Below are 22,619 nucleotides of genomic sequence, written 5' to 3' on the forward strand. Positions count from 1 at the left end.
AGGACCCAGAGTCCGTGGAGGCCTCCTTACCTACCTCAAGGTGGCAAGGAGGCCTTCACTACCCCTGTGCCAGGTGAACGGCCGGCCGGCTATCGCAGCGCTGACCTGCGAAGTGATAGCAAAGGTCCCTTGCTCCCCTGCGCTCCCGGGAAGTACAGGAAGGCCCCTTCCTGTACTCGAGCGATCAGGACTGGTAGTCGTACAGCGACGTCCGGCTGTTGCCCGGCAGGTTGACCGGGGACCGCAGGTGGTTGCGTCCGGAGTCGACCGTCCGCAGCGTGGTCGCCAGCAGTTCGGAGAACTCGGCCAGCTTCCCGTCGACGTAGGCGTCGCAGTCGCCGCGCTGCTTGTCGGCCTCGACGTGCGCCTCGTCGACGATGCGGGCCGCCTCGCCGTGCGCGGCCTGGACGACCTCGGTCTGGGCGACGAGCCGGGCCTGTTCGGCGCGGCCCTCCTCGATGGCGCGCTCGTAGGCGTCGCGCCCGGCCTGAATCATCCGCTCCGACTCGGCGCGCGAGCGGTCGGTGAGGTTCTGGAACTCGGCCTGCCCGGCGGCGACCATGCGCTCGGCTTCGGCGTGCGCGTCGCTCATCATCTGCTCGGCGCGGGCGCGGGCGTCGGCGAGGATGCGCTCGGCCTCGGCCTGCGCGTCGGCGACCGTGCGGTCGGCCTCGGTGTTCGCCGTGGTGATCGTCTCCGCCGCTTCGGTGCGGGCGGTCTGGATCAGCTGATCACGTTTGTCCAGGACGTCCTGGGCGTCGTCCACCTCGCCCGGCAGCGCGTCGCGGATGTCGTCGAGCAGTTCCAGGGTGTCCCCGCGCGGGACGACACAACTGGAGGTCATCGGCACGCCGCGGGCTTCCTCCACGATGGTGACGAGCTCGTCGAGCGCCTCGAAAACCCGGTACACGGCCCACTCCCTACCTACTGCTACAGCGATCCCCACATTCCCTGAGATCAGTTTGCCCTCATCACCGCCGTAAGGGGTGAAAGCGCGCGGTACCGGGCGTGTCCCCGCCGGTACCGCGCGCCATGATCACCGCAGCGTCAGCTCCGGATCGAGGACGAGCGTCAGCAATTGCTGGTCGGTCAGCGAAGGACCGCCCAGCGCGTTCAGCGTGCCGAGGTCCGTCACGGTGACCGCGGTGCCGTCGGCCCGGAACCCGATCGCGTCCCGGCCGACGACCGATTCGACGGTCGTTCCCTTCAGATTCGTTCCGGGATCACCCTTCTCGTTGATCACGACCCGCTCCCCTCCCGGCCGCGGCAGCACCTCGCACCGCAGGGGTTTCCCATCGGGCAACGTGACCTTGGCCTCGGGGCAGGCCGTCCGGTCGGAATAGCCCTTCCTGGTGGAGACCACGCCGGTGAGCGTCACGTTGAACCCTCGTTCCTTCTTCGAGGCGTCCCGGTAACGCACGCTCGCGGTCATCAGGTCCCAGTCGTCCGGGTAGTCCTGCTGGAACGGGCCGAACGTGAGGTCGGTCGCGCCGGGCAGGAGAGCCGTGACCGCCTTCTTCAGATGTTCGAGGTTGCGGGCCTTCTGCGGTGTCAGGTCCATTCGCGGCGTGTTCTCGTCCGGCCGTATCTGGGGCGGGAGCGCCGAAGAGGCGGGGGCGACCGCGGGCGAGACCGGGGCCGTCCCCCGTCCCGGCGCCACGAACACCACCGCCGCCGCGATCACCGCCAGCGTGACCGCCCCGGTCATCGCCACGGCCCGCCGGTTCCGGGCCTTCTTCGCCGCCGTCCCGGCGACCTCGTCCGGGTCGAAGCCGAGCGGGGGCTCGGCCAGTGTGATCCCGCGCAGCCTGTTTTCGAGTTCGTCCATCACACGCTCCTCCCGGAGACAGCCTCGTCGTGCTGTCTCTGCAGGGCCGCGCGGAGGACGTCGAGTCCTCGCGCGGCCTGGCTCCTGACCGTCCCTTCCGAACAGCGCAGCGCGACGGCGACCTCCGCGACCGGGAGGTCGGCGCAGTAGCGCAGCACGACGGCGGCGCGCTGTTTCGGGGGAACCTCGGCGAGGGCGCGAAGCAGCGAATCCGAGATCCCGGAATCAGCCGGGGCCACGGGCTCTTCGGGGACGACGCCGTCGCGGTTCTCTCTGCTCCGCCATGGTCGTCGCCGCTCGTCGAGCCAGCAGCGCATCAGGATCTGCCTCGTGTAGTTGTCGACGGGCCCTTTCCGGCGGACCTTCGGCCAGACCCGGTAGAGCTTGATGAGCGCGGTTTGGACCAGATCCTCCGCGAGATGCCAGTCGCCGCAGAGCAGATACGCCGTCCGCCTGAGCGGTAGCGCCTTGTCCCTGGCGAACTCCCTGAAGCTCGCATCGTCCCCAGACCGCATCGTGCCTCCTCGTCCGTGTTCCGGTGTATCTCACGGACGAGGAGGCACGGAATGTTGCACGGACGGGTCAGCCGGCGAGATTCACCAGCTTGAAGGTCGCGTAGCGGTCCGGCGTGTAGACGATCTCGCCGCCCTTGCCGGAGATCACGCGGTCGCTCGTGCCCACCGGGAACAGCTGGTAGTAGCCGGCGGCACACTTCGGCAGCACACCTTCGCGGTTCTCGTAGACCGTGCCGGTCGCGCCACCGCGGGCCTTGTCCACCACGGACTTCGCCGCGGAGGACAGCGTCGAGTAGCCGATCTTCGTCAGCTTCGAGGTGTCGCCGCAGGACGGCGCCGGGGTGCCGTCGGCGTCGATCACGGAGAAGGTCTTGTAGTGGTCGGCGGTGTAGAAGTGCTCGCCTGCGTTACCGGTGACGATGCGGCGCGCACCGCGATCGGGCGAACCCGCCGTCGGGACCGTGTACTCGCGGTAATAGCCCGACGCGCATTTCGGGAGGATGTTCTCGCGGTTGGAGAAGACCGTGCCGTCCTTGTCCGGGTACGGGAACGGGCCACCCTTCTGGATGAGGTCGTAGGTCGTCGTCGCCTCGGCGGGCAACGACGAGAGCGACACGTGCTTGAACCCGGTGAGATCCCCGCACGGGTTCTGCTGGATCGAGACGGGGGCGGCCGTGGCCTGCGCGGCGCTCAGCCCGCCGAAGAAGGTGACAAGCAGAACGAGCAGCGCGGCGGCGATCCGCGATCGTTTGTTGGTCATTTTCGGACCGTAACCCGATCGTGTATTCACCAGAAGGCGCCGAGATGAACTCTTCATCGCCGCTCACCGGCACCAGACCAACGGCTTCGGCCGTTCGGGTCAACCTCGGTCGGAGTACTTCTCCGAGAGGCGTTTGAACACTATCGGGGGCACCAGGTGCTCGATGTCGCCACCGAGCGCCGCGACCTCTTTGACCAGCGAGCTCGACACGAACCCGTACGCCGGATTGTTGGCCATCAGCAGCGTTTCGAGCCCGGTCAGCTCGCGGTTCATCTGCGCCATCTGAAGCTCGTAGTCGAAATCGCTGACCGACCGCAGCCCCTTCGCGACCGCGATGATGTCGTTCTCGCGGCAGTAGTCGACCAGGAGTCCTTGCCACGAATCGACGCGGACGTTCGGCAGCTTCGCGGTGATCTCGCGAAGCATGTCCATCCGCTCCTCGGTGGTGAACAGGCCCTTCTTGCTCTTGTTCACCCCCACCGCGACGACGACCTCGTCGAACAGCTTGGCCGCCCGCTCGATGATGTCGAGATGTCCATTGGTGGCCGGGTCGTAGGACCCGGGACAGACCGCACGCCGCATGCGCGGACGCTACCAAGGTGAGGAACGTCCTGCGCGTTCTGCGCGTTCTGCGTCACACCTGATATTCGGCCCAGTAGAGCGCGGTGTCGCCGTAGCGCTTCGTCCGCGTCGGCTCGAACCCCGGCGGCCAGCCCGGCTCGCCGTCCCGCGCGGCCCGCTCGATCACGACCAGCGCGCCGTCCGTGACCCATCGGCCGTCCGCGAGCGCGGCCATGACCTCCCCCAGACGGGTGGAATCGACAGCGTACGGCGGATCCGCGAGGACGATGTCGAACGTTTCCGGCGCCGGAGCGGCGACGACGGACTCGACGGTCCCGGCCCGGACCGTGCCGCCGAGGCCCAGCGCGGCGACGTTCCCCTTGAGCACTTCGACCGCGCGCCTGTCGTGTTCGACGAACAGCGCGCCGGACGCGCCGCGGGACAACGCCTCCAGCCCGAGCGCGCCCGAACCGGCGTAAAGGTCGAGGACCTGGGCCCCCTGCAGCTCGCCGGCGACCTCCAGCGCGTTGAACAGCGCCTCGCGCACGCGTTCCGACGTGGGCCTCGTGCCCTTCGGCGGGACCTTCAGCCGCCTGCCGCCCGCGGTCCCCGCCACGATCCTGGTCATGGGTGCATCGTGCCTCAACGCCTTCCACCGTGACGTTGGCCGGGACTTGGTGATGCCGCCGCCCAGCTCGCGTAGAGTCGTCCTTCGCCCTCGGAGGCGATAGAAGCGTTTAGGAGCGTTGCGTGTCCGAACCTCGGGTCAGACGGGCCGAGATCGCCATCGAGCAAGCCCATGTGGACACCGTCTACACCCGGCTCGCCGAATTGCGAGCCCAGGCTGAGGCCATGCGTACCAAGGGCTATGAGATCGGCCATGGCGCCGGGCGGGAAGCCATCTTCGAACAGGCGTCCATGCTGTTCGAACGGGACATGATGGTGTACCACGCCAATCAGACCCTCCAGACCCTCGACGCGGAGTACGAGGGGCTGGTGTTCGGCAGGCTCGACCACCTCGACAACGACCACATCTACGTCGGCCGTCTCGGCATCCGAGACGCCGAGTTCGACAACCTCGTCACCGACTGGCGCGCGCCCGCGGCCGCGGCGTTCTACCAGGCGACGGCCGAGGAGCCGATGGACGTCGTCCGGCGCCGGGTGATCCGGTGCTCCGGCCAGACCGTGCTCGACGTCGACGACGACGTCCTGATCGCCGACGCGGTCCCCGACGGCATGCAGATCGTCGGCGAAGGCGCGCTGATGGCCGCGCTCGGGCGGTCGCGTGGCGAGAAGATGCGGGACATCGTCGCCACCATCCAGAAGGAGCAGGACGAGGTCATCCGGGCGCCGTGGCGCGGGGTCACGGAGATCACCGGCGGCCCCGGCACCGGCAAGACCGCGGTCGCGCTGCACCGCGCGGCGTACCTGCTCTACCGCCACCGGCGCCAGCTCGGCGGCGCGGGCGTGCTGGTGATCGGCCCGTCCGGGGTGTTCACCAGCTACATCTCGCGGGTGCTGCCGTCGATGGGTGAGACGAACGTCGAACTCCGCGCGCTCGGCGAGGTGCTCGACGGTCTCGAAGCGACCCGTCAGGACCCGGCGCCGCTGGCCGCGATCAAGGGATCGCTGCGGATGCGCAAGATCCTGCTGCGCGCGCTGAGGGACAAGCCGGAAGACGCGCCCGAGGACATGAAGATCGTCTACCGCGGCGAGGTCCTGCGGCTCAACGCGCGCGAGCTCGACAAGGTGCGCCGCAAGGTGCACACCGCGGGCGGGCCGCCGAACCGGTCGCGGATCCGCGCCGCCGAACTGCTGCTCGACGCGCTCGCCGCGAAGGCCGAACAGCACGCGAAGGACGACGGCCGTCAGGTCGACAAGGCCGAGCTGATCACCGAACTCGGTGAGCGCATCGAGTTCCACCGGTTCCTGGTGACCTGGTGGCCGATCCTGTACCCGGCGCAGATCCTGCGCTGGCTCGGCGACGAGAAACGGCTCGCCTCCGCGGCGAAGGGCCTGCTCAACCGCGGCGAGATCAGCATGCTCGCGGCCGATTTCGCCGATCGCTCGCGCGGCTGGACCATCGCGGACGTCGCGCTCCTCGACGAGCTGCGCGTCCTGATCGGCCCGCCGCCGAAGAGCCGCCGGGCCCGCCAGAACGTCGAGGTCAATCCGGAGCGCGGTGGCGCCCCGACCCGGCCCGAGCACTACGACGAGTACTCGCACGTGGTCGTCGACGAGTCGCAGGACCTCTCGCCGATGCAGTGGCGGATGGTCGGGCGGCGCGGCAAGTACGCGAGCTGGACCGTGGTCGGCGACCCGGTGCAGAGTTCGTGGCCGGATCCGGCCGAGGCCGCGATGGCGCGGGACCAGGCCTTCGGGCTCAAGACGACGCGGCGCCGGTTCACCCTGCGCACCAACTACCGGAACTCGGCGGAGATCTTCGATCTGGCCGCGAAGGTCGTCGCCGGGCACGCGGAGGCCGACGAGCTTCCGCGCGCGGTGCGGCAGACCGGCATCACGCCGGAGGTCCGGCCCGTCGAGGCCGCCGGGCTGGAGGCGGCGACGCAGTCCGCGGTGAAGGAAATGCTGGGGGTCGTCGAAGGCACCGTCGGCGTGATCACCGCCATGGACCGGGTGCCCGAGGTCGAGGGCTGGCTCGACGGGCTCGCGGACGAGCGGCTCAAGGTCGTCGGCAGCCTCGACTCCAAGGGCCTGGAGTACGACGCCGTCGTCCTGGTGGAGCCCAACGACCTCATCACGGAGTCGACCACCGGACGCCGGGTGCTGTACGTCGCGCTGACCCGCGCGACCCAGCAGCTGACCGTGCTCGCTTCGAACCCGGACTGGATCCCGGCCGCCTGATCACGCGTGTCGTCCGTCCAGTCACGCGAGTTCGCCGCCCAATCACGTGAGTTACGCCTTCAATCACGCGAGTTCGGCGCCTGATCACGCGAGTTCGCCGTGCCTCGACGGACGACACGCGTGATCAGACGGACGACACGCGTGATTGAACGGACGACACGCGTGATTGGGGGCGCAACTCGCGTGTTTGGGGGCGCAACTCGCGTGACGGAGGGCGTGACTCGCGTGATTGGGGGCGGAACATACACGCGAGGGGGCGGAAAAGCTGAAGGGCTCCTTCAGGACACTGGTGAATGCCCTGAAGGAGCCCTTCAGACCCCCGGTGAGTGAACGATGTGGGGACGCATCGCACGTCCAGGGGTATTTCTAGCGCCTCTTCGTTGTTCGGTGTCACGGCGATCCCACCGAACAACAACGCCGAACAACGTATCGGCCGTGGTCACGGGCACGGGGGCGCGTAATCGAGCCCCGGCAGGTGTTGTTCCCACTCGTCCGCCGTGATCCGCGGGTACACCGTCGCGCAGATGCGTTCGGCGGCCCGTTCGGGGCTGGTCTCCCACAACCGCACGCTGCCGTCCGCGACCGAGCCCGCGAGGGTGTGCCCATCGGGGGCGAACGCCACGGCGTTGACCCGGTCGACGTCGTCGGTCAGGTTCGCCGATTCGCGGACGGATCCCGGATCGGAGACGTCCCATAGTCGCACGGACCGGTCGTAACTGCCGGTCGCGAAGGTCTTCCCGTCCCCGCTGAAGGCGACCGAGATGACGTTGTCGGTGTGCCCGGCCAGCAGCGCCGCCTCCCGCGGGGCCGCCGGATTCGTCACGTCCCACAGCCTGCCGGTGCGATCGGCGCTCCCGGTGGCGGCGAGTTTGCCGTCCGGGCTGTAGGCGACCGAGAACACCGTGTCGGAGTGCCCCTTCAGCACCGACAGCGGCTTCGCCATCGAGACATCCCACAGCCGGGCGGTGTGGTCCCATCCGCCGCTGAGCAGGGTGCGGCCGTCCGGGCTGAACGCGATCGAATGGACGTCGTCCTCGTGCCCTGTCAGCGTCGCGAGTTCGACGGGCCGCCGGATGTCGGAGACGTCCCACAGCTTCACCGTGTGCCCGGACCCCGCGGTCGCGAGCGTCCGGCCGTCCGGACTGAACGCGACGGGGTCGATCTCGTCCGACGGGCGGTAGAACACGCCGGTGTCGACCGGCTTGCGCGGATCGGTGACGTCGACCAGCCGCATCGTGTGGTCCCAGGAGCCGGCGGCGAGCGTCCGCCCGTCCGGACTGAAGGCCAGACCGCAGACCCCCTGGCCGAAGCCCGCGACCTTGCCCACCTCACGCGGGTTCCGGGTGTCGGAGACGTCGACCAGGCGCACCACGCCGTCCTGGCTGCCGGTGGCCAGCAGCTTCCCGTCCGAGCTGAACACCGCCCGGCAGGCCGACCTCGCCGGACCGCTGATCGCGGGACCCGGCAGATCCCACATCCGTACCGTCTGGTCGTCGCTCGCGGTCACGAGTGTGCGGCCGTCCGGGGAGAACACCGCCCAGACCACGGCCGCGGTATGACCGACGAGCGACGGCTTCTCGCGTGGCTTCGCCGGATCGGTCACGTCCCACAGCCGGGCGGCGCGGTCGAATCCGGTGGTGGCCAGCGTCGTCCCGTCCGGGCTGAACGCCACGGAGCGCACGATCGTCTTGTGTGCGGCCGTCGTCCCGAGCGGCGACGGCGCCATCGGGTCGGTGACGTTCCACAGGCGCGCGGTCTGGTCGATGCTCGCGGTGGCGAGCGTCCGGCCGTCCGGGCTGAACGTCGCGGAATGGACCCCTGCGGTGTGCCCGCTCACCACTCCGAGTGGCTTGGCCTGGAGCGGATCGGCGACGTCCCACAACCGCGCGACCTTGTCGGCGCCGGTCGAGACGAGCGTCCGCCCGTCGGGAGCGTAGGCGAGACCGTTGATGTTGCCGGTGTGGCCGGGGAGAGTGGCGGACAGAACCGGATTCGCGGGATCGCGGACGTCGAACAGGCGCACCGTGCCGTCACCGTCCGCGGTGGCGAGCACCGCCGCCGTCGGGCTGAACGCCACCGCGTTGACCCGGCTCGGATGCTCCCCGACCAGGACGCTCTGCCCCGGTTTCGCCGGATCGGCGACGTTCCACAGCCGCGCGGTCTTGTCCCAGCCTGCCGTCGCGACCGCGGCGCCGTCGGCGCTGAAGGACACCGAGTTGACGTTGGCGGTGTGGCCGGAGAGCGTGGCCAGCTCGTTCGGGCGATGAGGATCCTTGATGTCCCACAGCTTGGCCGTCTGGTCCCAGCTGCCGGTGACCATCACCTGGCCGTCGCCGCGCAGGGCGGTCGCGTTGACGCGGTGGCCGTGCCCGCGGACGCGGGTCGAGTACGGCGACTCGAACATCCCGAGCACGCTGCCGCGGGTGTCCACACTCGGATGGACGCGGTACGCCGCCAGCGCGAGCTGCGCGGCCAGCGCCGGATTCGTCGTCCGCATCTCGATGGCCTGGCCCGCGACCTTCTGCGCGAGCGCGCTGTTGCGCTGGCTGGTCGCGGTCTGCTCGGCGCGGACCGCGTACACCGTCGCGGCCGTCGCCAGCACGAGCAGCACGGCGAGGAGCGCGACCAGCTGACGCAGCCGCCGGGTGCGGCGCCGGGCGACGGCCTGCTCGTGGTTCTCGATCGCGACGCTCGCCTCGAGGAAGCGGCGTTCACGCTGGGAAAGCGCGCTGTCGTGCTCGCCGGCCCACTCCCTGGCGATGGCCAGCCGCGCGCCGCGGTAGAGCCAGCCGTCGTCGCGGCCGACGGATTCCCACGCGTCGGTCGCCTCGGTGAGCTGGCGGTGCACGCGCAGGCCTTCGCGGTCCTCGGCGAGCCATTCGCGCAGGCGCGGCCAGCCCCGGATCAGCGCTTCGTGCGCGATCTCGATGCCGTTGTCGTCGAGCGTGACCAGTCGCGAAGACGCCAGCCTGTCCAGCACGACGGCGACGTCCGGGTCGTCGGCGTCCACCTCGTCGCGGGTGATGCGGCGTTTGGTGTCCTCGGTGCCTTCGCCGAGCGCGGTCATCCGCAGGAAGATCTGGTTCGCCAGCCGCTGCTGGTGTTCGGTCAGCGCGGTGAAGGTGTGCTCGGAGGTCTGCGCGACCGACCGTTCGATCCCGCCGGTGGACTCGTAGCCGGTGAGGGTGAGGGTGTTGCCGTGACGGCGGCGCCAGGTCTCCAGCAGCGCGTGCGAGAGCAGCGGGAGCACGCCGGGCTGCCCGGTCGCGTCGGCGACGAGCCGCGAGACCAGCGCGTTCTCGACGCGGTACCCGGCGTCGATCGCCGGCCGCGAGATGGCCTGCCGCAGCTCCTCGGTGCTCATCGGGCCGACGAGGATCTGCGCGTCCTGCATGGCCTCGACCAGCTCCGGATGCCGCGCGCAGTGGGTGTAGAAGTCGGTGCGGATGCCGAGGACGACCCTGGTCCGGCTCTCCGGCTCGGTGGTCGCGGTGACCAGCGCCGACAGGAAGGCCGTCCGTTCGTCGGTGTCCTGGCAGAGCGTGAAGACCTCCTCGAACTGGTCGACGACCAGCACGACGTCGCCGTCGCGGTCGGCGACCAGCTGACGGGCGGCGAGGCCGAGGTTGCGCGGATGTCCGGTGAACTCCGCGAGCAGCCCGCCGGGCGGGAGCCCGAGCGCGGCGCCGAACTGGACGGCGCACTCCTGCAGCGGCCGCGACCCGGGGGTCATCAGCAGCGTGACCGAGGTCTCGGCGACGGCCGGGAGGAGCCCCGCCCGGAGCAAGGACGACTTGCCGGAACCCGAAGCCCCCAGAACGGCCAAGAATCGTTGACTCGAAAGCCGCGTGACGAGTTTTCCGACAAGCCGTTCGCGACCGAAGAATCGGCTCGCGTCATCCGGCCCGAATGCGGTCAGACCGATATAAGGGACCGATTCCCCATTCGGCGGGGCAACCGGTAAATCTTCGACTCCGGTGCGCGTCAGCTCGGTCACGTCGTGCCATCGCGCCTCCCACTCCCCCTCAGGGCCATCGCACGCCCGGACGTAGGCCAACGTGACCGCCAAGCTGGGCATCTTCTTCCCGCCGGCGGCCTCGGAGAGGGTGCCGGCGGAGTAGTGGGCGCGCCTGCCCAACTCCCGGTACGTCGGATTTCCGGCCTTCTCCCGCAGACGCCGAAGATCGGCGGCGAACCTCAGCAACGGATCATCCCCGGGGTCCAGCGGTCGTTCCGGACGCGGCACCCTTAATCCTTTCTTTTCAGTGGTTTTCCCACACTCGCATTTGGGGGCAACCGTACCGTGGAAACGGGGGAACTCCGCCGAGTACCGGGTACATCGAGTCGGTTAATTTCGATCGATCGACAGGCGCGGGAAGGGATCGGGGGCCCGCGGCGTTGTACCGACGCGTGACCTCTTTGCCTGACATCCCGCTGTCCGTGCTCGACCTCTCGCCCGTCGTGGCCGGAGGCGGCGTCGCGGATTCGCTGCGCAACACCCTCGACCTCGCGCGCCGGACCGAAGCCCTCGGCTACCACCGGTACTGGCTCGCCGAGCACCACAACATGCCCGGTATCGCGAGCTCCGCGACCGCCGTGATGATCGGTCAGGTCGCGGCCGCCACCGAACGTATCCGGGTCGGCTCCGGCGGGGTCATGCTGCCGAACCACGCACCACTGGTGGTGGCCGAGCAGTTCGGCACCCTGGAGGCGTTCCACCCCGGCCGGATCGATCTCGGCATCGGGCGGGCCCCCGGCACCGACCAGCGGACCGCGCTCGCGCTGCGCGGCCCCGGCGGGCTCACCGCGGAGAACTTCCCGCAGCAGTTCGCGGAACTGCTCGGCTACTTCGAGCACTCCGACCAGCGCGCCGTCAACGCGGTGACCGCCGAAGGCAACAAACCGCCGGTGTGGCTGCTCGGGTCGAGCGGCTTCAGCGCGCGGATGGCGGGCGAACTGGGCCTGCCGTTCTCGTTCGCGCACCACTTCAGCGCCGAGAACACCCTTCCCGCCGTGGCGCTCTACCGCGACTCGTTCAAACCGTCGGACGTCCTCGACGAGCCGTACGTGATGCTCGGCGTCTCCGTGGTGGCCGCCGAGACCGACGAGCGGGCCCAGTACCTCGCCGCCCCCAGCGGCCTGACGTTCCTCAGCCTGCGCAAGGGCCGCCCCATCCCGCTGCCGACGCCGGAAGAGGCCGCGGCCTATCCGTACACCGACATCGAGCGCGTGTTCATCGAGGACCGGGCCGCGAGCAGCATCATCGGCTCGCCCGAGACGGTCCACAAGGGACTCGAGACCCTGCTGGCCGACACGGGCGCGAACGAGCTGATGATCACGACCATGGTGCACGACCAGGCGGACCGGGTGCGCTCGTACGAACTGGTCTCCGAACTGGCGCGCTGAGGCTTCCTCGGGCGGCCGGGTGCGCCCGCCCATGCCATGAAGGGGCCTTTCATAGCAAATTTTGTATGAAAGGCCCCTTCATGGCATCCAGGGGCCTGCCCGCGGCGAGCGGCGAAGAGCCCCTCCCTCGGTTCAGCCGAACGAGGGGTCTTCACGCGCTTCGGCCGTCCCGGCGCCATGAACGGTCCTTTACTTGCAAATTTTGCAAGTAAAGGACCGTTCATGGCGTTCGTCGGCCGTCCGGCACGCTGCGAGGGCCTCCTTGCGTACCTTGAGGGCGGGGAAGGAGGCCCTCACGGACTTCCTTGGCCACACGGCACCCCGGGCCCGTTCCGTGAAGGCCTCCTTGAGGGACTCTGTCTGGGTCCCTCAAGGAGGCCTTCACGGTCAAGCGGCACGCCCACGCCACGAATGGACCAACGCGCCACCGGACACGAAAGAACGGACAAGACCCCCGCCCGCCTTTGTCACAAAAGAACAAGAATTCTCCGGTTACCAGGACGTGACGTCTTGATCACACCGAAGTTCTTGTCACCAGGCAGGCGCGTGATTAGCGTACCGACCAGTAGCAAACAGCACGGTAACACCCCGTTGATCCTATTCAACGATTCCGTTCCGCCATTCGGAGCAAAGGAATTGCGCAAGCTGGGGTGTATTCGCCGTGCCCGGAAAACGGGAGGGTCGGCGTGGGCGTCCGGACTAACGCACCCTCATTCCCCGGCGCGGGTGCGATCCGGGAGACCGGCAGGCTCTACTCACTCGGCCTCGACGTCGTCCGCCTGACCTTCCGGCGGCCGTTCCAGGCGCGCGAGCTGATCCAGCAGTTCTGGTTCATCGCGAGTGTGTCGATCCTGCCGACGGCGCTGGTCGCGATCCCGTTCGGCGCGGTGATCGCGTTGCACATCGGTTCGCTGACCGCGCAGATCGGCGCGCAGTCCTTCACCGGCGCGGCCAGCGTGCTGGCGATCATCCAGCAGGCCAGCCCGATCGTGACCGCGTTGCTGATCGCGGGCGCCGGCGGTTCGGCGATGTGCGCGGATCTCGGATCCCGCACGATCCGCGAGGAGATCGACGCGATGGAGGTGCTCGGGGTCTCCCCCGTCCAGCGCCTGATCGTGCCGAGGGTCCTCGCCGCGATGGGGGTCGCCGCATTCCTCAACGGAATGGTCAGTGTGGTCGGCGTCCTCGGCGGCTATTTCTTCAACGTCATCATGCAGAACGGGACACCGGGTGCGTATCTGGCCAGTTTCTCCGCTCTCGCGCAGCTTCCGGACCTCTGGATCAGCGAGATCAAGGCGGTCATCTTCGGTTTCGTCGCGGCGATCGTCGCCTCTTATCGCGGGCTCAATCCGAAAGGCGGCCCGAAAGGCGTCGGTGACGCGGTGAACCAATCCGTGGTGATCACGTTCCTGCTCCTGTTCTTGTTGAACCTCGTGCTGACGACGCTTTACCTGCAGCTCGTCCCGGCGAAGGGCAGCTGATGGTCACGTCGACACCCACCCGCGCGACGCGGGTCCGCGAAGCCGTCGATCGCCGGTTCGGGTTCCTGGACACGCTCGGCGACCAGATCCTCTTCTTCCTCAAGGCGCTCGCCTGGGTGCCGCGCGCGATACGACGCTATCTCCGCGAGATCACCCGCCTGCTGGCCGAAGTCAGCTTCGGCAGCGGCGCCCTCGCGGTCATCGGCGGCACGATCGGCGTGATGATCGGGATGACCGTGTTCACCGGCACGGTCGTCGGGCTCCAGGGTTACTCGGCGCTCAACCAGGTCGGCACGTCGGCGTTCGCCGGGTTCGTCTCCGCGTACTTCAACACCCGCGAGATCGCGCCGCTTGTGGCCGGGCTCGCCTTGTCGGCCACGGTCGGCTGCGGGTTCACCGCGCAGCTGGGCGCGATGCGGATCTCCGAGGAGATCGACGCGCTGGAAGTGATGGGCATCCCCAGCGTCCCGTACCTGGTGACCACCCGGATCATCGCGGGTTTCCTCGCGGTCATCCCGTTGTACGCCATCGGCCTGCTGACCTCGTATCTCGCGTCACGCCAGATCACCGTCTGGTTCTACGGCCAGTCCGCGGGCACCTACGACCACTACTTCCTGCTGTTCCTGCCACCGGGCGACGTGCTCTGGTCGTTCGGCAAGGTGCTGGTGTTCAGCGTCGTGATCGTGCTCGCCCACTGTTACTACGGCTTCCGCGCGAGCGGCGGGCCGGCGGGCGTCGGCGTCGCGGTCGGCCGCGGGGTGCGGACGGCGATCGTGGCGGTCAGCGTGCTGGACTTCTTCCTCAGCCTCGCGATCTGGGGCGCGACCACGACGGTGCAGGTGGCCGGATGAGCAGGCGCGGGCTGCGCAAAGCCGGGGTCAGGACGGCCGGGGTGCTGTTCCTCGTGGTGATGTCCGCCCTCGTGCTGCTGTCGATCAAGATCTACCGGAAGGATTTCGTCGACTCCGTGCCGGTGACGCTGCAGGCGGACCGCGTCGGCAACCAGTTGCGCGCGGGCGGGCAGGTCAAGGCGCGTGGCGTGGTGGTCGGCGAAATCCGTGACGTCCGCGCGACGCCGGGCGGCGCGGAAATCGACCTGGCCATGGAACCCGGCAAGGTCTCGAAGCTGCCCAGGAACGTGTCCGCGCTGCTCGTGCCGAAGACGCTGTTCGGTGAGCGGTACGTGCAACTGTCCATTCCGGACGGGCCGAAGGCGCGACCGCTCGCCTCCGGTGACGTGATCAGCCAGGACCGTTCGGCCAACGCGATCGAACTGGAACGCGTCTTCGACAACCTGCTGCCCCTGCTCAAGGCCGTCCAACCGCAGAAGCTCGCGACCACGCTGACCACCGTCGCCACCGCGCTGGAGGGCCGCGGCGACCAGATCGGCGACACGCTCGCCACCGCGGCCGCCTATCTGAAGGACTTCAACCCGAACCTGCCGAAGCTCAACGACAGCATCCGCGACCTCGCCACGGTCTCGAAGCTGTACGGCGACATCGCGCCGGATCTGCTCGACGCGCTGAGCGCCTCGGCCGTCACGCTCGACACAGTCAAGGAGAAACGGGCCGAGCTGGCGTCGGTGTACCAGCAGGTGACGTCGTCCTCCCAACAGGTCACGACGTTCCTCGCCAACAACCGCGCCAACATCATCGCGCTCGCCGCCGACAGCCGCGCGCCGCTGGAGCTCGGCGCGAAGTACTCGCCCAGTTTCGCCTGCACGCTGGACGCGATGGCCAAGCTGAAGCCGCAGATGGACAGGGTGCTGGGCGCGGGCACCGACGAGCCCGGTCTGCACGCGGAGATCACCGTCAGCCAGCCCCGGGGCAAATACGTCCCCGGCAAGGACGACCCGGTCTACAACGCCACCGGTGAACCGCGCTGCTACCCGTCGAACGGCCTGATGAGCCAAGGCATCGTGGCGACCGGCGAGAGGACCGCGGCGCTCCCTGGCGCGCAGGGCGACCTCGGCCTGGCGAACTCGCCGCAGGAACGGGAACTGATCTCCACACTGGTCGCGCCGTCCATCGGCGTCCCGGCGGCGCAGGTCCCCGCCTGGGGCAGCGTGCTCGTCGGCCCGCTCTACCGGGGCACGGAGGTGACCCTGCGATGAGGAACTTCGTGAGCCCGCTGATCAAGGGGCTGATCTTCGTCGTCGTCACGACGCTGGCGACGGTGCTGCTGGCGGTGTCCATCACGAACACCGGCCTCGGCGACACCAAGACCTACAGCGCCAAGTTCCTCGACGCCACGTCGCTCAACGTCGGCGACGACGTGCGGATCTCCGGGGTCCGCGTCGGCCAGATCGAGGAACTCGAGATCGCCGACCACAGCCTGGCCCGCGTCCGGTTCTCCCTCGACTCCCAGCGCAGGCTGCCCGCCGACGTGACCGCGGTGATCAAGTACCGCAACATGGTCGGCCAGCGCTACATCGCGCTCGAACGCGGCAAAGGCACCCGCGAGCTCCTGGAGCCCGGCGCGGAGATCCCGCTGGAGCGCACGACGCCCGCGCTGGATCTCACGGAACTGTTCAACGGTTTCAAACCGCTGTTCCAGGCGTTGTCGCCCAAGGACGTCAACCAGCTCTCCGGCGAGATCGTCCAGGTGCTGCAGGGCGAGGGCGGCACGGTGGAAAGCCTGCTGGCGCACACCGGTTCGCTGACCACCACGCTCGCCGGCCGCGACAAGGTGATCGGCGACGTGATCACGAACCTGGACACGGTGCTGAAGAGCATCAACGGCAAGGGCGACGCACTGTCCACTTTGGTCTCCACACTGAAGGAGCTGGTCGCCGGGCTCGCCGGTGACCGCACCGAGATCGGGGAGGCCGTCTCCGGGCTCGCGGACCTCACCACCGCCACGGCCGGTCTGCTCGAACAGGGCAGGAAACCGCTCAAGGACAGTATCGAAGGGCTGGGCCTGCTCGCCGGTCAGCTGACGACGGAGACCGGCAAGGCCGAGGTCGACCGCTTCCTGACGGTGCTCCCGGGGAAGCTGAACGACCTCGGCCGGATCGGTTCCTACGGATCGTGGATGAACTTCTACCTGTGCTCGTCCGTCCTGCAGACCAAACCTCCGCGCGGGGTCCCGGCGACGGCGGAGAGGTGCACGTCGTGAAACCCTTCAAGGAACGGAACCCGATCGTCGTCGGTCTCGTCGGCAGCGCCGTCGCGGCCGCGGTGCTGACCGCGACGCTCAACTACGAGAACCTGCCGATCATCGGCTCCGGGACCACCTACCAGGCCGAATTCTCCGAAGCGGCCGGGTTGCAGCAGGACGACGAAGTCCGCATCGCCGGGATCAAGGTCGGCGAGGTGAGCGACGTCCGGCTCGCCGAAGACCACGTGGTGGTCAGCTTCCGGGTCAAGGACGCCTGGATCGGCGACCGGACCGCCGCCGAGATCAAGATCAAGACCCTGCTGGGCCGGAAGTTCCTCGCGCTGCGCCCGACCGGCGAGACGGTGCAGAACCCGAAGCAGGTCATCCCGCGTACCAGGACCGTGACACCGTACGACGTCACGGAGGCGTTCAACGGGCTGGCCGATACCGCGGGCGCCATCGACACCGATCAGCTGGCCGAGAGCTTCACCACGCTCAGCGACACGTTCAAGAACTCGCCCGCGCATATCAAGAAGGCGCTCGAAGGGCTGACATCGCTGTCGAAGACCGTGTCCTCCAGGGACAACGAGCTCGCCAGTCTGCTGTCCAACGCGCACGGCCTCACCACGACGCTGGCGAACTCGAACGACGACTTCGCCAAACTCCTTTCGGACGGCAACCTGCTGCTGACCGAATTGGACAACCGGCGGCAGGCGATCCACGACCTGCTGACCGGCTCGCAGGAGCTGGCCACCCAGCTTTCGGGACTGGTGAAGGACAACAAGGACCAGCTCGGCGGAGCGCTCAGCCAGCTCGGAGAGGTGACCGACATCCTGCAGCGGCAGAACGACAATCTCGCCAAGAGCCTCGAACTCGCCGCGCCGTACTTCCGCGTGGTGAACAACTCGCTCGGCAACGGACGCTGGGTGGACGGCTATCTGTGCGGGCTCGTCCCGGAGAACCGCGATCCCTGCACCGCGCCGATCCCGGGAGGTGGCCGGTGATCAGCAGATTCGTCACCCTCGCGCTCGTGCTCGCGCTGGCCGTCGTCGGCGGGCTCTGGTGGATCTTCTCCGGCAACGGGCTCGACCGCGTCACCGTGTACTTCTCGCGCGCCGTCGGCGTCTACAGCGGATCGGACGTGCGGGTGCTCGGCGTCCGCGTCGGCCAGGTCGAATCGGTGGACCCGGAAGGAGAACGGGTCAAGGTCGTGCTGACCGTCGACGGGTCGACCCCGATCGCCGCCGACACGAACGTCCTGGTCGTGGCGCCGAGCGTGGTGGCCGACCGCTACGTCCAGTTCACCAAGCTCACCCGCGCCGGGAACCGGCTGGACGACGGCGCGGTGATCCCGGTCGAGCGCACCGGGACGCCGGTGGAACTCGACCAGCTCTACTCCAGCCTCGACACCCTCGCCAAGGCGCTCGGCCCCAACGGCGCGAACGCCGACGGCGCGCTTTCGGACCTGCTGCGCACCGGCGCGAAGAACCTCCAGGGCAACGGCAAGCCGTTCAACGAGTCGGTGCGCAACTTCGCCGACCTCGCCAGGACCCTGTCCGGAAACTCGCAGAACCTGTTCGCCACCGTGGACGAACTCCAGCGGTTCACCTCGATGCTGGCGACCAACGACCGGAACGTCAGCGAGGTCAACAAGCAGCTCGCTTCGGTGACCGGGACACTCGCGCGGAACAAGGACGAGCTCGCCCGCGCGCTCAACGGCCTCGGCGGCGCGCTGGCGGAGATCCAGCAGTTCATCAAGGACAACCGCGCGCTGATCAAGTCCAATGTGGACAAGCTCGCGGTGACAACCGGGACGCTGGTCGACAAGCGCGCCGCGCTGGCCGAAACCCTCGACACGATCCCGCTGGCGGTGACGAACGTGCTCGAAGCCGTCGACCCGAAGACCGGCAAGCTCCAAAGCCGCGGCAACATGCTCGAATACGCCCCGCTCCCGCTGCCCGTCGCCGGCGACACCTACACCGGGGGGCGTTGATGGCCAGGAAACGGTCTATCGTCGTCCTCGCCGCGTGCTGTGTCGCGCTCAGCGCCTGTTCCTCGGATTTCAAGGGCGTCTACGACCTGCCGCTCCCCGGCGGCGCGGATATCGGCGACCATCCGTACCGGGTGACCGTGCAGTTCGCCGACGTCCTCGACCTGGTCCCCCAGGCCGCGGTGAAGGTCGGCGACGTCCCGGTCGGCCGGGTCGAAAAGATCCGGCTCGGCGAGGACGGCTGGACGGCCGAGACCGTCTTGGCCGTCAACGGTGACGTCCACCTGCCCGCCAACGCCATCGCGCGGCTGCGGCAGTCCAGCCTGCTCGGCGAGAAGTTCATCGAGCTCGCCCCGAGCGCGGCGAAGGCCGAAGGCAGGCTGGGCGACGGCGGGGTGATCCCGGTCGCGAGCACGAACCGCAACCCCGAGTTCGAAGAGGTCTTCGGCGCGCTGTCGCTGCTGCTCAACGGCGGCGGGATCGGCCAGCTGCAGACCATCAACCGGGAGCTGTCGAAGGTGATGGACGGCAACGAGGAGGAGATCCGCTCGTTCCTGTCCACTGTGGAACAGCTGGTGTCCAATCTGGACACGCACCGGTCCGACATCACCTCCGCGCTCGACGGGCTCAATCAGCTCTCCACGACACTGGCGAACCGGAAGCAGCAGGTCGAGGGCGCGCTCACCGACCTCACCCCCGGCCTCCAGAGCCTTTCCGACCAGCGCACCCAGCTCGTCTCGATGCTGCAGTCGCTGGACCGGCTCTCCGAGGTCGGCGTCGACGTGATCAAGAAGAGCAGGGCCGATCTCGTCGCGGACCTCACGGCGCTCGCGCCGATCCTGAAACGGCTGGCCGACGCCGGCGAGAGCCTGCCCAAGTCGTTGGAGATCCTGCCGACGTTCCCGTTCACCGACGCCGTCCGCGACGGCATCAAGGGCGACTACCTGAACGTCTACGCCTCGGTCATCCCCGCGCCGGGTGTCGAGCTCCCTCCCCCTGGCGAAGGGGTCCCGCCGGGGCTCCCGACCTTGCCGCTGCCGTCCTCCGGAGGTAGCTGATGCTCACCACCCGTGTCCGGATCCAGGTGATCGCGTTCGTCATCCTCGCGCTGGCGACGACGGCGTTCGTCGGAGCCAGCTACGCGGGCCTCGGCCGGCTTTTCGGGGCGGGCGGGTACACCGTGAAGCTCGCGCTGACCGACGGCGGCGGCCTGTTCACCAACGGCGAGGTGACCTATCGGGGCGTCGCCGTCGGCCGGGTCGGCGAACTGCGGCTCACCGACGACGGGATGGAAGCCGATCTGGTGATCGACGACGACGCGCCCCCGATCCCCGCGAACTCGCGGGCGGTCGTGGCGAACCGGTCCGCGGTGGGCGAGCAGTTCGTCGACCTCCAGCCGCGGACCGGCGACGGGCCGTACCTCGCCGAAGGTTCGGTCATCCCGCGCGAGGCGACGGCCGTTCCGCTGCCGGTGCAGCATCTGCTGACCGACCTGGACGCGCTGACCGCGTCCGTGCCGACCGATGACCTGCGGACCGTGGTCGACGAACTCGACAACGCCCTGCGCGGTTCCGGCGCGAACCTCCAGGTGCTGCTGGACTCCACCACCGACTTCACGAAACAGGCCGCGGACCACCTGCCGCAGACGGAGAAGCTGATCACCGACGGCTCGACCGTGCTGAAGACGCAGGTCGACTCGTCGCAGGCGTGGCGGCAGTTCAGCGGCAACGCCAAGCAGTTCGCCGAGCAGCTGTCCCGTTCGGACGGTGACCTGCGGCGGCTGATCGCGACGGCACCCGACGCGGCGACCCAGCTTTCCGGTCTGCTGCGGGACAACGAACCGGGCCTGCCGATCCTGCTGGCGAACCTGCTCACCACGTCGCACGTGTTCTCCGCCCGCACCGACGGCCTCCGGCAGTTGCTGATCAACACGCCGAAGGCCGTGTCCGCGGTCGACGCCGCGGTCGACGAGCAGTCCGGGAAGATCGGGCTGGTCCTGACGTTCTTCGATCCCATGCCCTGCACCAAGGGCTACGAGGGCACGAAGATCCGCAGCAGCGCGGAAGTCTCGGCACTGCCGTTCAACACCGGTGCCGCGTGCACGCTCGACAGGGGCAACGCGAGTTCGGTCCGAGGCTCGCAGAACGCGCCGAAGGGCGGCGTCCCGCCCGCCGCGATCCCCGGCGGCTTCGGCGCCGACGGCCAGCCGACGTCCACCAGCCTCGAGGAGATGTTGTGGCTGCGCAACTGAAGATCGCGATCGCCGTGTTCGCCGCGGCCTGCGCTTTCGCGGGTTGGGCCGGGTACACCTGGTTCACCGCGACGGGTTCCGAGGCCGTGGCCTACGGGAACTCGCGCGACGAAGCGCTGAAGTCCGGGCGCGAACTCGTCGCCCGGCTCACCAGCCTTGACCACCACCGCGTCGACCAGGGCATCGCCGACTGGCTCGCCGCGTCCACCGGCCCGCTGCGCGATCAGCTGGGCAAGGCCGACGACGCGACGAAACGGACGCTCACCAAGGACGCGACCGTCTCGACGGGCAAGGTGCTCGACGCGGCGATCAGCGAGCTGGACGACCACGCGGGAACGGCCAAGATGCTGGCGTCGGTGGAGATCACGATGGCGAAGGAGGGCGCGGCACCGACGACGAAGCGCAACCGGTTCGCCGCCGGGTTGACCAGGACGGAAGAGGGCTGGAAGCTCAGCGCGCTCGACCAGCTGCCGGTGGGTGCGCGATGACCGCCACGGCCGAAACTTCCGTCGAATCCGATGCCGAGGTCGTCGCCGAGAAGCCGTCGCGCCGCCCGAAACTGCCGCTCATCCTGCTGGTGGCGGCGGCAGTGCTGGTCGGGGCCGGGGCGTGGTTCACGCTGGAGGCGAGGTCGATCTCTGCGGCGCCGTCGGCGGCCAACACCGCGCTCACCGACGTCGGCGCGACCGCCGAGGTGAACTCCGCGGTGACCGTGGCGCTCGACAAGATCTTCTCCTATTCCTACGACCGGACCGACGCCACCGAAAAGGCGGCCGCGTCGGTGCTCAGAGGCAAGGCGCTGGAGTCGTACAACCAGTTGTTCGCCCAAGTCAGGGAAAAGGCCCCGGCACAGAAACTCGTTCTCACCACCCGCGTCTCCTCATCCGCCGTCCAGGAACTCGGTGACGGTAAAGCGAGGCTGCTGGTATTCCTCGATCAAGCGGCCACCCGTGCCGACAACAATTCTTCGACGACGGCCGCGGCGCAGCTTTCGATCACCGCGGAACGTGAAGGCGACAACTGGGTCATCACCGACCTCGTTCCCCGATGATCCCCCATTCGTCCGCTTTGTAAACCAGGAGAGAAAACGAGGAGAAACCCATGTTCGGTCGAACGCGCCCGAAAACAGCCCGTCGCCGTCTCGGCACGGTCGTCACACTCACGTCCGCGCTCGCCATGGCCGGCAGCCTCGCCGCGACCCCGGCCCTCGCGGACGACCCGGTGGAGATCCCGGTGTCCTACACCGTCACCGGGACGACCACGGTGAAGAAGACCGGCGGCAGCCTCGCTCTCGGCCCCGGCCAGCTCGATGGCGCCCTCGTCATCGACGGTGACAACGTCGGCATCCGCGGCGATCTGGCCCTGCCGCCCTCGACGGCGAACATCTCGCTGGTCTCGGGCGTCTTCAAGATCAAGGCCCGCGTGCGGATCGAGCCGACCGGCCCGGTCACCGGCACGCTCGCCAACGGCGACCTGACCACTCATTCGCAGGCGAACATGCTGATCGACAACATCGTGGTCGGCCTGTTCTGGCCGGTCATCCCGCTGCCGACGGTGCCGAACGCCTGCAAGACGGTCAAGCCGCTGGACCTGACCCTGGTGTCGAAGAACGTCGACCTGTTCGCGCCGACCATCCCGTCTTCGGGGACGTTCACCATCCCGGAGTTCAAGGACTGCTTCATCAACGACCTCGCGCTGGGGGCGTTGATCTCGGGGCCGGACAACACGATCAACCTGAGCATGAAGTCGAACCTGTGAGGGCGTAGGACACCGGACAGGCGCTCACGCGAGTGGTCGCGGTCGTGGTGATGTCGTGAAGGGCCCCTTTGAGACGATGAAGGTCTCAAAGGGGCCCTTCACGAC

Annotated in this window: 20 protein-coding genes; 13 read left to right on the forward strand and 7 right to left on the reverse strand. The window is 68.6% G+C overall.

The annotated features are described in order from the left end of the window. Positions 1-184 precede the first annotated feature (184 nt). From ACFVM3_RS10735 to rsmD, 6 genes are all read right to left on the reverse strand, one after another. On the reverse strand, positions 185-910 hold the full coding sequence (locus ACFVM3_RS10735; RefSeq protein ID WP_378437583.1) for a DivIVA domain-containing protein: 726 nt from the start codon (positions 908-910) through the stop codon (positions 185-187). 126 nt (positions 911-1,036) lie between these two features. Beyond that, positions 1,037-1,828 carry a hypothetical protein gene (locus tag ACFVM3_RS10740; RefSeq protein WP_378437585.1) on the reverse strand — a complete coding sequence of 264 codons (792 nt, stop codon included), beginning with the start codon at positions 1,826-1,828 and terminating at the stop codon, positions 1,037-1,039. Further along, on the reverse strand, positions 1,828-2,343 hold the full coding sequence (locus tag ACFVM3_RS10745; protein ID WP_378437587.1) for a SigE family RNA polymerase sigma factor: 516 nt from the start codon (positions 2,341-2,343) through the stop codon (positions 1,828-1,830). Before ACFVM3_RS10745 ends, ACFVM3_RS10740 begins: the two co-directional genes overlap by 1 nt. Positions 2,344-2,410: 67 nt before the next feature. After that, on the reverse strand, positions 2,411-3,103 hold the full coding sequence (locus tag ACFVM3_RS10750; protein ID WP_378437588.1) for a ribonuclease domain-containing protein: 693 nt from the start codon (positions 3,101-3,103) through the stop codon (positions 2,411-2,413). Between the two features lie 99 nt (positions 3,104-3,202). Next, the gene (gene coaD, locus ACFVM3_RS10755; protein ID WP_378437590.1) at positions 3,203-3,685 is read right to left on the reverse strand and encodes a pantetheine-phosphate adenylyltransferase; all 483 of its coding nucleotides are present in this window, start codon (positions 3,683-3,685) and stop codon (positions 3,203-3,205) included. Between the two features lie 52 nt (positions 3,686-3,737). Next, entirely contained in the window at positions 3,738-4,292 is a 555-nt protein-coding gene (gene rsmD, locus ACFVM3_RS10760; RefSeq protein ID WP_378437592.1) for a 16S rRNA (guanine(966)-N(2))-methyltransferase RsmD, read from the reverse strand. Positions 4,293-4,414: 122 nt separating this feature from the next. On the opposite strand from rsmD, the gene ACFVM3_RS10765 reads away from it, so the two are divergent. Then, entirely contained in the window at positions 4,415-6,529 is a 2,115-nt protein-coding gene (locus ACFVM3_RS10765; RefSeq protein WP_378437594.1) for a HelD family protein, read from the forward strand. A gap of 439 nt (positions 6,530-6,968) precedes the next feature. Here ACFVM3_RS10765 and ACFVM3_RS10770 read toward each other — a convergent pair whose 3' ends face one another. Further along, positions 6,969-10,754, reverse strand: coding sequence for a helix-turn-helix domain-containing protein (locus tag ACFVM3_RS10770; RefSeq protein WP_378437620.1), 3,786 nt, complete (start codon positions 10,752-10,754; stop codon positions 6,969-6,971). Positions 10,755-10,939: 185 nt separating this feature from the next. On the opposite strand from ACFVM3_RS10770, the gene ACFVM3_RS10775 reads away from it, so the two are divergent. The 12 genes from ACFVM3_RS10775 to ACFVM3_RS10830 all read left to right on the forward strand — a co-directional run bounded on the left by ACFVM3_RS10775 (position 10,940) and on the right by ACFVM3_RS10830 (position 22,514). Next, positions 10,940-11,935 (forward strand): LLM class flavin-dependent oxidoreductase, encoded by a 996-nt coding sequence (locus ACFVM3_RS10775; RefSeq protein WP_378437596.1) that lies wholly within the window; start codon positions 10,940-10,942, stop codon positions 11,933-11,935. Positions 11,936-12,621: 686 nt separating this feature from the next. After that, positions 12,622-13,416 (forward strand): ABC transporter permease, encoded by a 795-nt coding sequence (locus ACFVM3_RS10780; RefSeq protein WP_126733552.1) that lies wholly within the window; start codon positions 12,622-12,624, stop codon positions 13,414-13,416. Then, positions 13,416-14,267, forward strand: a complete 852-nt coding sequence (locus ACFVM3_RS10785; protein WP_378437598.1) for an MlaE family ABC transporter permease — start codon at positions 13,416-13,418, stop codon at positions 14,265-14,267. The genes ACFVM3_RS10780 and ACFVM3_RS10785 overlap by 1 nt, the downstream gene beginning before the upstream one ends. Continuing rightward, positions 14,264-15,529: an MCE family protein gene (locus ACFVM3_RS10790; protein ID WP_378437600.1), complete on the forward strand. Its 1,266-nt coding sequence runs from the start codon at positions 14,264-14,266 to the stop codon at positions 15,527-15,529. Before ACFVM3_RS10785 ends, ACFVM3_RS10790 begins: the two co-directional genes overlap by 4 nt. Next, positions 15,526-16,533 carry an MCE family protein gene (locus ACFVM3_RS10795; protein ID WP_378437602.1) on the forward strand — a complete coding sequence of 336 codons (1,008 nt, stop codon included), beginning with the start codon at positions 15,526-15,528 and terminating at the stop codon, positions 16,531-16,533. Before ACFVM3_RS10790 ends, ACFVM3_RS10795 begins: the two co-directional genes overlap by 4 nt. Next, positions 16,530-17,519 carry an MCE family protein gene (locus tag ACFVM3_RS10800; RefSeq protein WP_378437604.1) on the forward strand — a complete coding sequence of 330 codons (990 nt, stop codon included), beginning with the start codon at positions 16,530-16,532 and terminating at the stop codon, positions 17,517-17,519. Before ACFVM3_RS10795 ends, ACFVM3_RS10800 begins: the two co-directional genes overlap by 4 nt. After that, positions 17,516-18,508 carry an MCE family protein gene (locus tag ACFVM3_RS10805; protein WP_378437605.1) on the forward strand — a complete coding sequence of 331 codons (993 nt, stop codon included), beginning with the start codon at positions 17,516-17,518 and terminating at the stop codon, positions 18,506-18,508. Before ACFVM3_RS10800 ends, ACFVM3_RS10805 begins: the two co-directional genes overlap by 4 nt. Next, positions 18,508-19,563 carry an MCE family protein gene (locus ACFVM3_RS10810; protein WP_378437607.1) on the forward strand — a complete coding sequence of 352 codons (1,056 nt, stop codon included), beginning with the start codon at positions 18,508-18,510 and terminating at the stop codon, positions 19,561-19,563. The genes ACFVM3_RS10805 and ACFVM3_RS10810 overlap by 1 nt, the downstream gene beginning before the upstream one ends. Then, positions 19,563-20,756, forward strand: a complete 1,194-nt coding sequence (locus tag ACFVM3_RS10815; RefSeq protein ID WP_378437609.1) for an MCE family protein — start codon at positions 19,563-19,565, stop codon at positions 20,754-20,756. Before ACFVM3_RS10810 ends, ACFVM3_RS10815 begins: the two co-directional genes overlap by 1 nt. Further along, positions 20,741-21,244 carry a hypothetical protein gene (locus ACFVM3_RS10820; RefSeq protein ID WP_378437611.1) on the forward strand — a complete coding sequence of 168 codons (504 nt, stop codon included), beginning with the start codon at positions 20,741-20,743 and terminating at the stop codon, positions 21,242-21,244. Before ACFVM3_RS10815 ends, ACFVM3_RS10820 begins: the two co-directional genes overlap by 16 nt. Next, on the forward strand, positions 21,241-21,807 hold the full coding sequence (locus tag ACFVM3_RS10825; RefSeq protein WP_378437612.1) for a hypothetical protein: 567 nt from the start codon (positions 21,241-21,243) through the stop codon (positions 21,805-21,807). The genes ACFVM3_RS10820 and ACFVM3_RS10825 overlap by 4 nt, the downstream gene beginning before the upstream one ends. 50 nt (positions 21,808-21,857) lie before the next feature. Then, positions 21,858-22,514 carry a hypothetical protein gene (locus tag ACFVM3_RS10830; RefSeq protein WP_378437614.1) on the forward strand — a complete coding sequence of 219 codons (657 nt, stop codon included), beginning with the start codon at positions 21,858-21,860 and terminating at the stop codon, positions 22,512-22,514. Positions 22,515-22,619: the final 105 nt, after the last annotated feature.

Source organism: Amycolatopsis sp. NPDC057786, assembly GCF_042797905.1.
In the GTDB taxonomy this organism is placed as follows: Bacteria; Actinomycetota; Actinomycetes; order Mycobacteriales; family Pseudonocardiaceae; genus Amycolatopsis.

Coding starts and splice junctions, on each gene's coding strand:
- ACFVM3_RS10740 (WP_378437585.1), bottom strand. CDS start 1,828: ATGGACGAACTCGAAAACAGGCTGCGCGGGATCACACTGGCCGAGCCC.
- ACFVM3_RS10745 (WP_378437587.1), bottom strand. CDS start 2,343: ATGCGGTCTGGGGACGATGCGAGCTTCAGGGAGTTCGCCAGGGACAAG.
- ACFVM3_RS10750 (WP_378437588.1), bottom strand. CDS start 3,103: ATGACCAACAAACGATCGCGGATCGCCGCCGCGCTGCTCGTTCTGCTT.
- coaD (WP_378437590.1), bottom strand. CDS start 3,685: ATGCGGCGTGCGGTCTGTCCCGGGTCCTACGACCCGGCCACCAATGGA.
- rsmD (WP_378437592.1), bottom strand. CDS start 4,292: ATGACCAGGATCGTGGCGGGGACCGCGGGCGGCAGGCGGCTGAAGGTC.
- ACFVM3_RS10785 (WP_378437598.1), top strand. CDS start 13,416: ATGGTCACGTCGACACCCACCCGCGCGACGCGGGTCCGCGAAGCCGTC.
- ACFVM3_RS10790 (WP_378437600.1), top strand. CDS start 14,264: ATGAGCAGGCGCGGGCTGCGCAAAGCCGGGGTCAGGACGGCCGGGGTG.
- ACFVM3_RS10795 (WP_378437602.1), top strand. CDS start 15,526: ATGAGGAACTTCGTGAGCCCGCTGATCAAGGGGCTGATCTTCGTCGTC.
- ACFVM3_RS10810 (WP_378437607.1), top strand. CDS start 18,508: ATGGCCAGGAAACGGTCTATCGTCGTCCTCGCCGCGTGCTGTGTCGCG.
- ACFVM3_RS10815 (WP_378437609.1), top strand. CDS start 19,563: ATGCTCACCACCCGTGTCCGGATCCAGGTGATCGCGTTCGTCATCCTC.
- ACFVM3_RS10825 (WP_378437612.1), top strand. CDS start 21,241: ATGACCGCCACGGCCGAAACTTCCGTCGAATCCGATGCCGAGGTCGTC.
- ACFVM3_RS10830 (WP_378437614.1), top strand. CDS start 21,858: ATGTTCGGTCGAACGCGCCCGAAAACAGCCCGTCGCCGTCTCGGCACG.